This window comes from Pseudolabrys sp. FHR47, from assembly GCF_005153485.1.
Classification (GTDB): domain Bacteria; phylum Pseudomonadota; class Alphaproteobacteria; order Rhizobiales; family Xanthobacteraceae; genus Pseudolabrys.
In genome coordinates this window covers 1,964,685-1,977,160 of sequence record NZ_CP039740.1, presented here as the reverse complement: position 1 = coordinate 1,977,160, position 12,476 = coordinate 1,964,685, and the positions used below count along the sequence as shown (strand labels likewise).

Annotated in this window: 6 protein-coding genes; all 6 read right to left on the bottom strand. The window is 63.2% G+C overall.

The window, feature by feature from the left end:
* Positions 1-109: 109 nt before the first annotated feature.
* Positions 110-1,690: an alpha-amylase family glycosyl hydrolase gene (locus E8Q40_RS09645; protein ID WP_137044172.1), complete on the bottom strand. Its 1,581-nt coding sequence runs from the start codon at positions 1,688-1,690 to the stop codon at positions 110-112.
* Between the two features lie 58 nt (positions 1,691-1,748).
* The gene (locus E8Q40_RS09640) at positions 1,749-2,027 is read right to left on the bottom strand and encodes a hypothetical protein (protein ID WP_137044171.1); all 279 of its coding nucleotides are present in this window, start codon (positions 2,025-2,027) and stop codon (positions 1,749-1,751) included.
* Between the two features lie 217 nt (positions 2,028-2,244).
* Complete coding sequence (rpoC, locus tag E8Q40_RS09635; protein ID WP_137044170.1) at positions 2,245-6,453, bottom strand: DNA-directed RNA polymerase subunit beta'; 4,209 nt, start codon at positions 6,451-6,453, stop codon at positions 2,245-2,247.
* A 97-nt stretch (positions 6,454-6,550) separates the two neighbouring features.
* Positions 6,551-10,681 (bottom strand): DNA-directed RNA polymerase subunit beta, encoded by a 4,131-nt coding sequence (gene rpoB / locus E8Q40_RS09630; RefSeq protein ID WP_137044169.1) that lies wholly within the window; start codon positions 10,679-10,681, stop codon positions 6,551-6,553.
* Between the two features lie 448 nt (positions 10,682-11,129).
* Entirely contained in the window at positions 11,130-11,510 is a 381-nt protein-coding gene (gene rplL / locus E8Q40_RS09625) for a 50S ribosomal protein L7/L12 (RefSeq protein WP_137044168.1), read from the bottom strand.
* A 48-nt stretch (positions 11,511-11,558) separates the two neighbouring features.
* Entirely contained in the window at positions 11,559-12,077 is a 519-nt protein-coding gene (rplJ, locus tag E8Q40_RS09620) for a 50S ribosomal protein L10 (RefSeq protein WP_137044167.1), read from the bottom strand.
* Positions 12,078-12,476: the final 399 nt, after the last annotated feature.

The following is a 12,476-nucleotide window of genomic DNA, read 5'->3' as shown; positions in this document are numbered from 1 at the left end:
CTCACCGCCTGTCGAAAAGTGGGTGGTGTGTATCGGCAGGGTCGGTTGAAGTCAAGGCGAAAAAGCCCCGAAAACACTAAGCCGCACGCAGCTTTGCATCGCAAACGGCTCAGCCTTTGCAACATATGAGGAGGCCTTCGTTCGGGCGCAAGACGATGCGGTCCCCTACCACTTCGCCGTCCCGGTCCGGCAAGGTTCCCAAGGCCACATGCCCGGCCCAATCCATTGATTTAAAATACAATTCTGTCTGCTCGCCGGTAAAATTGAGCGCGACGACCCACCAGGCACCCTCCGCCACCCGGACGAAGGCCAGTGCTTTGTCCGACTGGGCCAGTGGCCGATAGTTGCCGCGGTTGAGCGCCGGTTCGCTCCGCCGGAGGGCGATCAGCCGCCGGTAGAGGGTGAGCAAAGAGGTAGAATCGCTGTCTTGCTTCGCGACATTGCGAATCCCCGCGTCCGGATTGAGCGGTAACCACGGCTCGACCGCCGAAAACCCGGAAAACGGGCCTACATCCCACGGCATCGGCGTCCGGCACCCATCCCGGCCCTGCCCCGGTACGTTGCGCCCCCAGGGATCGCGCACGAGCCCTGGCGGGATGTCCACCTGAGGCAGGCCAAGCTCGTCGCCGTAATAGAGCGTCGGCGTACCCCGAAGCGTCAGCAGCAGCATGGCCGCCACCCTCGCCTGCGCGTCTCCGATGCGGCTCGCCAGGCGTGGCCGGTCGTGATTGCCGAGCACCCAGGTCGGCCAGGCTCCCGGCGGCAAGGCCGCCTCGTAGCGCTCGATCAGGGCGGCGATGGCGCCGGCTTCCCAACGCGTCTCGATGAGCGAGAAATTGAACGGCAGATGCGCGCCTGAGAGGTTTTCGCCGTAGTAGGCGACCAGCCTCTCGACCGGCAGGTAGATTTCTCCGATCAGGACCCGCCCTGGATACTCGTCCACCACCGCCCGCAGGCCGCGGACGATCTCATGCACCTCCGGCCGGTCGGTCGAATGGACCGGCAGATTGCGCCGGTAATCCGCCTCGCCTTCCTTCCAATCCGGATTGAGCGGATTGTCGCGAAAGGCTTCGTCCTTCATCAGGTGCCACATTACGTCGACGCGGAAGCCATCGACGCCGCGATCAAGCCAGAAGCGCATGACCTCGTGCATGGCGCAACGCACCTCGGCATTGCGCCAGTTGAGGTCCGGCTGCTCCTTCAGGAAGGCGTGGTAGTAGTACTGGTCAGTGGCCGCATCATGCTGCCAGGCGGAGCCGCCGAATTCCGACAGCCAGTTGTTCGGCGGGCCGCCTTCGGGGGCGCCGTTGCGCCAGATATACCAGTCTCGCTTGGCCGACTGCCGCGACACCCGGCTTTCCACAAACCACGGATGCCGGTTCGAGGTGTGGTTGGGGACGAGGTCGAGAATAATCTTCAGCCCGAGCGCGTGCGCGCGAGCAACCAGCGCATCGAAGTCAACGAGCGTGCCGAACAGAGGATCGATCGCTTTGTGATCGGCGATGTCGTAGCCGAAGTCGGCCATTGGCGAGACGAACACAGGCGACAGCCACACCGCGTCGACGCCAAGGCCAGCGATATAGTCGAGGCGCTGCGCGATGCCCTTGAGATCGCCGACACCATCGCCGTTCGTGTCCTGAAACGAGCGCGGATAGACTTGATAAACGATGCCAGTCTGCCACCAGTCCATGAGCCGGTGTAGCGGCTCATGGATTACTGGCGTGTGACAGGCTCCGCGGCTGGGCGCGTCAGCGGCCCTTCCAGCCGGCCTGAGCAGAGCAGGCTTCCATCTCACGCTTGTGAGACTTCTCCCACTGCGTGATCGAGCGCGTCTCGTCGGACGACATCTTGTTGTTCATGCAGGTGCAGTAGGACGTGATGACCTCCACGGTCTGGCCTTCGTCCTTGTTGTCCTTGACGCATTGCGCCACCCATTTAGCGTCGTTGGCATCGGCGCGGGCGGGACCGGCAGCCATGACGGCACCGACAGCCACGGCGGCGGCAAGGGTGAGGATGTGCAGCTTCATCGCGAATCTCCCAAGTTGGAGCCGCAGCAGTCCTCCTTTTCCGTCCAGGAGTCCTGAAAGCCGGACTGATATTTTGGCAAAGGTTCTGAGGATTTTCTGACGCCGGCAACGCGCCGCGCCGGCCATGTCGGGGTCTCAACAACGCATAAACAAAAAGGCCGCCCCGGAGGGCGGCCTTTGATTTTGGATGTAGACTCGGGTCCACGGACCAGCCGGCTTACTCCGCCGACGGCATCGGCAGCGCCGGGGCTTCGACCGGAGCGGCAGCCTGCTTGGCGGCCGACTTCTCGCGCTCGTCCAGGATCAGCGCATCGCGCTTCATGGCGACTTCGCGGAGCTGGTTCATCATGGCGCCGGTACCCGCCGGGATCAGGCGGCCAACGATGACGTTCTCCTTGAGGCCGTCGAGCGTGTCCGCCTTGCCGTTGACCGCGGCTTCGGTGAGGACGCGCGTCGTCTCCTGGAACGAGGCCGCCGAGATGAACGACCGCGTCTGCAGCGACGCCTTGGTGATACCGAGCAGAACCGGGTGACCGACGGCGGGCTTCTTGCCCTCCTCGGCCGCCTTGGCGTTGATCGCGTCGAACTCGCTGCGATCGACCTGCTCGCTGGCCAGGAGATCGGTCTCGCCGGCGTCGGTGATCTCGACCTTCTGCAGCATCTGGCGAACGATCACCTCGATGTGCTTGTCGTTGATCATAACGCCCTGCAACCGATAGACCTCCTGAATTTCGTTGACCAGGTAGGCCGCAAGCTCCTCGACACCCTTGATGGCGAGAATGTCGTGCGGAGCGGGGTTGCCCTCGACGATGTAATCGCCCTTCTCGAGCACGTCGCCATCCTGCAAGTGGATGTGCTTGCCCTTCGGGATCAGATACTCCTTCGGCTCGAGCGACTTGTCGGTCGGCTCGATGGTAATGCGGCGCTTGTTCTTGTAGTCCTTGCCGAACCGCACCGTGCCGCCGATCTCGGCGATGATCGCCGCATCCTTCGGCTTGCGCGCTTCGAACAGCTCCGCCACCCGCGGCAGACCGCCGGTGATGTCGCGCGTCTTGGCGCTCTCGGTCGGAATACGCGCGAGAATGTCGCCCGCCTTCACCGTGCTGCCGGGGTCGACCGAGATAATCGCATCGACCGCGAGCAGGTAACGCGCCTCGCCGCCGCGGGCGAGCTTGAGGATGCTGCCATCCTTGCCCTTGACGACCATGGCCGGACGCAGGTCCGCCTGGTTACGGGACGAACCCGTACGCCAGTCGATGACCACGCGCTTGGCGATGCCGGTCGATTCGTCGAGCTGTTCGGACATCGACAGACCGTCGACCATGTCCTCGAAATCGACGGTGCCGTCGACTTCGGTGAGGATCGGACGGGTGTAGGGATCCCACTCGGCGATACGCTGGCCGCGCTTGATCTGGTCGCCCTCGTCGACGCGCATACGCGCGCCGTAAGGGATACGGTGATGGGCGCGCTCGGTCCCGTCGGGATCGACCACCGCCACCACCATGTTGCGAACCATGCCGATCGACTGCCCTTCGGAGTTGCGGGCAATGTTCTTGTTCTTGATGACGATCTTGCCGTCAAAGTTCGACTCGATGAACGACTGCTCGTTGATCTGAGCGGCGCCGCCGATGTGGAACGTACGCATGGTGAGCTGGGTACCCGGCTCGCCGATCGACTGGGCGGCGATGACGCCCACCGCCTCGCCCATGTTGACCGGGGTGCCGCGCGCCAGATCGCGACCGTAGCAGGCGCCGCAGACGCCGACCTTGGTTTCGCAGGTGAGCACGGAGCGGATCTTCACTTCCTGCACGCCCGCCTTCACGACGCGATCGACTTCCGGCTCGGTGAGCAAGGTGTTGGCCTTGATCACGACGTTGCCCGAGGTCGGGTCCTTGATGTCTTCGGCCGTGGTGCGGCCGAGGATACGGATCGCAAGCGGCGCGACGACGGTGCCCGCATCGATGATGGCACGAACGGCGATGCCGTTGGTGGAGCCGCAATCGGTCTCGGTGATGATGCAGTCCTGCGCCACGTCGACGAGACGACGGGTCAGATAGCCCGAGTTCGCGGTCTTCAAGGCGGTGTCGGCCAGACCCTTGCGGGCGCCGTGGGTCGAGTTGAAGTACTCGAGCACGGACAGGCCTTCCTTGAAGTTCGAGATGATCGGCGTCTCGATGATCTCACCCGACGGCTTGGCCATGAGGCCGCGCATGCCGGCGAGCTGACGCATCTGGGCCGGCGACCCGCGCGCGCCGGAGTGGGCCATCATGTAGATCGAGTTGATCTGCATGTCGCGGCCTTCCTTGTCCTTCTTGACCGCGGAGATCTCCTTCATCATCGCCTCGGCGATGGCGTCGGTGGACTTCGACCAGGCGTCGACGACCTTGTTGTACTTCTCGCCCTGGGTGATGAGGCCGTCGTTGTACTGCTGCTCGAACTCCTTGGCGAGCTCGCGCGTCTTGTCGACGGTCGCCCACTTCGAACCCGGCACCACCATGTCGTCCTTGCCGAACGAAATGCCGGCCTTGAAGGCGTGATAGAAGCCGAGCGCCATGATGCGATCGCAGAAGATCACCGTCTCCTTCTGACCGCAGTGGCGATAGACCGTGTCGATCATCCCCGAAATCTCACGCTTGGTCATGAGCTTGTTGACGATGTCGAACGGCGCCTTAACGTTCTTGGGCAGCACGTTGCCGAGCAGCACGCGGCCCGGCGTCGTCTCGTACCACTTCTTGATCGGCTTGCCGTCAGCGTCGATGCCCTCCCAGCGATACTTGATCTTGGAGTGCAACGAGATCGCCTTGACGTTCAGCGCGTGCTCGATCTCGGCCAGGTCGCCGAACAGCTTGCCCTCGCCGGGCGAGCCTTCGCGGATCAGCGACAGATAATAGAGGCCGAGCACGATGTCCTGCGACGGCACGATGATCGGCTGGCCGTTCGCCGGATGCAGAATGTTGTTGGTCGACATCATCAGGACGCGCGCTTCCAGCTGCGCTTCGAGCGACAGCGGAACGTGCACGGCCATCTGGTCGCCGTCGAAGTCGGCGTTGAAGGCGGCGCAGACCAGCGGATGCAGCTGGATCGCCTTGCCTTCGATCAGCACCGGCTCGAAGGCCTGGATGCCGAGGCGGTGCAAGGTCGGCGCGCGGTTCAACAGCACCGGATGTTCACGGATGACCTCGTCGAGGATATCCCAGACTTCCGGCTTTTCCTTTTCGACCAGCTTCTTGGCCTGCTTCACGGTCGTGGACAGACCCTTGGCGTCGAGCCGCGAGTAGATGAACGGCTTGAACAGTTCGAGCGCCATCTTCTTCGGCAGGCCGCACTGGTGCAGCTTGAGCTCGGGACCGACCACGATCACCGAACGGCCCGAATAGTCGACGCGCTTGCCGAGCAGGTTCTGGCGGAAGCGGCCCTGCTTGCCCTTGAGCATGTCGGCGAGCGACTTCAGCGGACGCTTGTTGGCGCCGGTGATGACGCGGCCGCGGCGGCCGTTGTCGAACAGCGCATCCACCGCTTCCTGCAGCATGCGCTTTTCGTTGCGGATGATGATGTCCGGCGCGCGCAGCTCGATCAGCCGCTTCAGGCGGTTGTTACGGTTGATGACGCGGCGATAGAGATCGTTGAGATCGGACGTCGCGAAGCGGCCGCCGTCCAGCGGGACGAGCGGGCGCAGGTCCGGCGGGATCACCGGCACCACGGTCAGGATCATCCACTCCGGCTTGTTGCCGGAGGCGACGAAGGCCTCGATCAGCTTGAGACGCTTGGCGAGCTTCTTCTTCTTGATGTCGCTGTCGGTCTCGGACAGTTCGGTGCGCAGCTCGACCTGGAGCTTCTCGAGGTCCATGCCCTTGAGCAGCTCACGGATCGCCTCGGCGCCGATCGCGGCGGTGAAGGAATCCGGGCCGTACTCTTCCTGCGCCTTGAGGTACTCGTCCTCGGACAGCAGTTGACGGTCCTTGAGCGGGGTCAGGCCCGGCTCGAGGACGACGTAGTACTCGAAGTACAGGATGCGCTCGAGGTCCTTGAGCGTCATGTCGAGCAGCATGCCGATGCGGCTCGGCAGCGACTTCAGGAACCAGATGTGCGCAACCGGCGCGGCGAGCTCGATGTGGCCCATGCGCTCGCGGCGCACGCGCGACAAGGTCACTTCGACCGAGCACTTTTCGCAGATGATGCCCTTGTACTTCATGCGCTTGTACTTGCCGCACAAGCACTCGTAGTCCTTGATCGGCCCGAAGATGCGCGCGCAGAACAGGCCGTCGCGCTCGGGCTTGAAGGTCCGGTAGTTGATCGTTTCGGGCTTTTTGATTTCGCCGTAGGACCACGACAAAATCTTCTCAGGGCTCGCGATCGAGATGCGGATCTGGTCGAAGACCTGAGCCGGCGTCGCCGGGCTGAAAAGATTCATGATCTCTTGGTTCATATTCTTCTCCGCTATGCCGGCATGCCGCCGGCCGCAAATTCAAAACAAAGGCGTGAACGCCGGGCCACGTCCGTGACGGGCCCGGCAATCGCTTCTGTTATTCGGCGGCTTCCGCCGTCGGTCCCTGGCCCGCGCCAGGCGCCTTGGAGTTGTGCAGGTCGACGTTGAGGCCGAGCGAGCGCATTTCCTTGACGAGCACGTTGAACGACTCGGGGATACCCGCTTCGAACGTGTCGTCGCCGCGCACGATCGCCTCGTACACCTTGGTGCGGCCGGCGACGTCGTCCGACTTCACCGTCAGCATTTCCTGCAGCGTGTAGGCGGCGCCGTAAGCCTCGAGCGCCCAGACCTCCATTTCGCCGAAACGCTGGCCGCCGAACTGCGCCTTGCCACCGAGCGGCTGCTGGGTGACCAGCGAGTACGGACCGATCGAACGGGCGTGGATCTTGTCGTCCACGAGATGGTGCAGCTTCAGCATGTAGATGTAGCCGACCGTGACGTTACGATCGAACGGCTCGCCGGTGCGGCCGTCATAGACGGTCGACTGACCCGACGGGTTCTGGCCCGCGAGATCGAGCATGCTCTCGATGTCGGTCTCCTTGGCGCCGTCGAACACCGGCGTCGCGATCGGAACGCCGTGACGCAGGTTGTTGCCGAGTTCGATCAGGCCGGCTTCGTCGAGCGACTTGATGGTCTCGTCGTCGCCATAGACCTTCTTGAGCATCTCCTTGAGCGGCTTGGCGTCGTGCTTCTGGTTGTAAGCATCGACCGCCTGACCGATCTTGAGACCGAGGCCGGCGCAAGCCCAGCCAAGGTGCGTTTCGAGGATCTGACCGACGTTCATGCGCGAGGGCACGCCCAGCGGATTGAGCACGATATCGGCATGCGTACCGTCGGCGAGGAACGGCATGTCCTCGATCGGCACGATGCGCGACACCACGCCCTTGTTGCCGTGGCGGCCGGCCATCTTGTCGCCGGGCTGGATCTTGCGCTTCACCGCGACGAAGACCTTGACCATCTTCATCACGCCGGGCGGCAGTTCGTCGCCACGCTGCAGCTTCTCGACCTTGTCGAGGAAGCGCTGCTCGAGCAACTTCTTGGACTCGTCGTACTGCTTCCGGATCGCCTCGATCTCGGCCATCAGCTTGTCGTTGGGCGAAGCGAACAGCCACCACTGCGAACGCGGATACTCGTCGAGCACCGCGCGGGTGATCTTGGAGTCCTTCTTGAAGCCCTTCGGACCGGCGACGCCCTGGCGGCCTTCGAGCAGTTCGGCGAGACGGCCGTAAACGTTACGGTCGAGGATCGCCTGCTCGTCGTCGCGGTCCTTGGCGAGACGCTCGATCTCCTCGCGCTCGATGGCGAGTGCGCGCTCGTCCTTCTCGACGCCGTGGCGGTTGAAGACGCGGACTTCGACGACGGTGCCCTGCACGCCCGGAGGCACGCGGAGCGAGGTGTCGCGGACGTCGGAGGCCTTCTCGCCGAAGATGGCGCGCAGAAGCTTTTCTTCCGGCGTCATCGGGCTTTCGCCCTTCGGCGTGATCTTGCCACAAAGGATGTCGCCGGCGTGAACTTCAGCGCCGATGTAGACGATGCCGGCTTCGTCGAGGTTCTTCAGCGCTTCTTCCGACACATTCGGAATGTCGCGGGTGATTTCCTCGGGGCCGAGCTTGGTGTCACGCGCCATCACCTCGAACTCTTCGATGTGGATGGAGGTGAACACGTCTTCCTTCACGATCCGCTCGGAGAGCAGGATCGAGTCTTCGAAGTTGTAACCATTCCACGGCATGAACGCGACGAGCACGTTGCGGCCGAGCGCGAGTTCGCCGAGGTCGGTCGACGGACCGTCCGCGATGATATCGCCCTTCTCGACGCGGTCGCCCACCTTCACCAGCGGACGCTGGTTGATGCAGGTCGACTGGTTCGAGCGCTGATACTTCATGAGCCGGTAGATATCGACGCCCGGCTTGGTCGGGTCCATTTCGCCGGTGGCGCGCACGACGATACGGGTGGCGTCCACCTGGTCGATGATGCCGGCGCGACGCGCGGCAATGGCCGCGCCCGAGTCACGGGCGACGACGCTCTCCATGCCGGTGCCGACGAACGGCGCTTCGGCACGAACCAGCGGCACCGCCTGGCGCTGCATGTTCGACCCCATCAGCGCGCGGTTGGCGTCGTCGTTCTCGAGGAACGGGATGAGCGCCGCGGCGACCGAGACGAGCTGCTTCGGCGACACGTCCATGAAGTCCACCTTCTCCCGCGGGATGGGGTGAACGTCGCGGTTCGAGCCGTCGCGGCAGATGATCATCTCGTCGGTGAACTTGCCCTTGGCGTCGACCGAAGCATTGGCCTGAGCGACCGAGTAACGGCCCTCTTCCACCGCCGAGAGATAGACGACTTCGTCGGTGACGCGGCCGTCCTTGACCTTGCGGTACGGCGTCTCGACGAAGCCGTACTTGTTGACGCGCGCGAAGGTCGCCAGCGAGTTGATCAGACCGATGTTCGGGCCTTCCGGCGTTTCGATCGGGCAGATGCGGCCGTAATGCGTCGGATGCACGTCGCGGACTTCGAAGCCGGCGCGCTCGCGGGTCAGACCGCCCGGGCCAAGCGCCGAGAGACGACGCTTGTGGGTGATCTCCGACAGCGGGTTGGTCTGGTCCATGAACTGCGAGAGCTGCGAGGAGCCGAAGAACTCGCGCACCGCGGCGGCGGCCGGCTTGGCGTTGATCAGGTCCTGCGGCATGACGGTGTCGATATCGACCGACGACATGCGCTCCTTGATCGCGCGCTCCATGCGCAGGAGACCGATGCGGTACTGGTTCTCCATGAGCTCGCCGACCGAACGCACGCGGCGATTGCCGAGATTGTCGATGTCGTCGATCTCGCCGCGACCGTCGCGCAGGTCGACCAGCGTCTTGATGACGGACAGAATGTCTTCCTTGCGCAGCACGCGCATGGTGTCCGGCGCATCGAGTTCGAGGCGCATGTTCATCTTCACGCGGCCGACGGCCGAGAGGTCGTAGCGCTCCGAATCGAAGAACAGCGAGCGGAACATCGCCTCGGCGGTGTCCACGGTCGGCGGCTCGCCCGGACGCATGACGCGATAGATGTCGAACAGCGCGTCCTCGCGCGTCATGTTCTTGTCGACCGCCAGCGTGTTGCGGATGTAGGCGCCGACATTGACGTGGTCGATGTCGAGCAGCGGCAGTTCCTTGTAGCCGGCTTCGGTCAGGACCTTGAGGTTCTTCTCGTCGAGTTCGGAACCGGCTTCGAGATAGATTTCGCCGGTCTTCACGTTGACGAGGTCTTCGGCGACGTAGTTGCCGATCAGCTCCTCATCCGCCATGCGCAGGGCCTTGAGGCCCTTTTCGGCAAGCTGGCGGGCCTGACGCACCGACAGCTTCTTGCCGGCTTCGACGACGACCTTGCCGGTATCGGCGTCGACCAGGTCGTTGACCGCCTTGTAGCCCTTCATGCGGTTGGCATCGAAGGGCACGCGCCAACCGTCCTTGGTGCGCTTGTAAGTGACGTGCTTGTAGAACGTGCGGAGGATTTCCTCGCCGTCGAGGCCCAGCGCATAGAGCAGCGACGTCACCGGAATCTTGCGGCGGCGGTCGATACGCGCATAGACGATATCCTTGGCGTCGAACTCGATGTCGAGCCAGGAGCCGCGATACGGGATGATGCGGGCGGCGAACAGCAGCTTGCCCGACGAGTGGGTCTTGCCCTTGTCGTGGTCGAAGAACACGCCCGGCGAACGGTGCATCTGCGAGACGATGACGCGCTCGGTGCCGTTGACGATGAAGGTGCCGTTCGACGTCATGAGCGGGATGTCGCCCATGTAGACGTCCTGCTCCTTGATGTCCTTGACCGACTTGGCGCCGGTCTCTTCGTCGATATCGAACACGATCAGGCGCAGGGTCACCTTGAGCGGCGCAGCGAAGGTCATGCCGCGCTGGCGGCACTCGTCGACGTCGTATTTCGGCTGTTCGAACTCGTACTTGACGAATTCCAGCATCGAGGAGCCGGAGAAGTCCGAGATCGGGAACACCGAGCGGAATACGGCCTGCAGGCCTTCGTCGAGGCGTCCGCCTTCCGGCTCATTGACCATCAGGAACTGGTCATAGGATGCCTTTTGAACCTCGATGAGGTTCGGCATCTCCGCGACTTCTTTGATAGACCCGAAAAACTTGCGTACGCGCTTGCGACCGGTGAACGTCTGCGCCATCGTTTCTTTCTCTCAATTGTTTTCGGGGTAAGCGCGGGCGCCTCTCCGAAAAGCCGCATTCCATCGCGGCAATCAGGACAGGCGTCGGGGGCTACCCGGTTCTCTTATTTGATTCGGAACCAGCGTCCGAACCGCACTCAGTCACAAAGTCAGGAGCCGGGACCGCTCTTTGGGGCGATTTCACGGCGGCGGAGCCCGGATCGACCTTGTAGTCGAGGCTGGCCCAGCTCTCTAAAGTCAGACACCCCGGCACTTAAGCACCGGAAATATCGATCGTTTTGTCGGAAATGGCGGGTCCTTGGTAACCCGGCACGTTCCGTAGATAGTCAGACTTCCAGCTTTTGCGAGCCCCGGACCGGTTTGCACCGGTCCGGCACTCTGCAGTCTTTGGCGATCCTCGGGTCTCGCGAAGTGCTCGCCCCGGGGATTTCGCTCGAGTAACCTTCGGTTACTTGAGCTCAACCTTGGCGCCGGCCTTCTCGAGCGTGGCCTTGATCTTCTCGGCCTCGTCCTTGGCAACGCCTTCCTTGACGGTCTTCGGCGCGCCTTCGACCAGGTCCTTGGCTTCCTTGAGGCCGAGGCCGGTGAGCGCACGCACTTCCTTGATCACCTCGATCTTCTTGTCGCCGGAGTTGGCGAGAACGACGGTGAACTCGGTCTTCTCTTCGGCGGCAGCGCCACCGCCGGCAGCACCGGCCGGGCCAGCGGCCACGGCAACAGCGGCGGCAGCCGAGACGCCCCACTTCTCTTCAAGCATCTTCGCCAGATCCGCCGCTTCGAGGACGGTCAGGCTCGACAATTCGTCGACGATCTTCTGCAGGTCAGCCATTTTAAGTTCCTATCGGTTTCGAACCAGTTGGGTTGTTTCAGTAGGCCGTCAGGCCGCTTCGCCCTTGGAGGCATAAGCCTGGACCACGCGCGCGACCTTGGCCGCGGGAGCGTTGGTGAGCTGCGCGATCTTGGTCGCCGGCGCCACGAGGAGGCCGAGGATCTTGGCACGCAATTCGTCCAGCGACGGCAGCGAGGCGAGCGCCTTCACGCCGTTCTGGTCCAGGGCAGTCTTGCCCATCGATCCGCCGAGAATGACGAACTGTTCGTTCGCCTTGGCGAAATCGGTTGCAACCTTCGGCGCCGCGATCGGATCCTTGGAATAAGCAAGAACCGTCGGCCCCTTGAGAAGGGACGCGATCGAAGCGACGTCGGTGTCCTTGAGAGCGATTTGGGCGAGACGGTTTTTCGCGACCTTCACCTGGCCGCCAGCCTGCCGCATCTGCTTGCGCAGCTGCTGCATCTGGGCGACGGTGAGGCCGGCATAGTGAGCCACGACGACGACCGACGAGGTCTTGAAGACCTCGGTCAGCTCGGCGATGGACTCCTGTTTTGCCGCTCGATCCACTGCAAGCTCTTTCCGGTTTGGCGGCCGTTCGCACGATGCTCGGGCCGCCGGTTGCACCAGCCGTCCCGCCATCGGCGCCGCAAGTGGACGCAGGTGGGCAGGACAACCATGAAGCCTGCCCCCGATCCGGCCTTGGCCGTCTCGGTATCCGAGGTTCGAACCGTCTTGGCGCGGTCTTGCGACCGTGCAAATTCGGTATCTCATCCCCGTCTATGCTGGTCTCTCATCCGAGAGTTTAAGCGTCAGGCTCGAAAGCCATCGGCGCCGGCAGTCTTGGACAGGTCCGCGCTTCGCAAGATCAAATGATGCCGGTTCGCCCCTTCCAGATGACCAAATGGCTCTCTAAAAGGAATGCTGTCCGTTCACCACTGAGTTTGAGAGACGCGCAAAGGCGCGCCG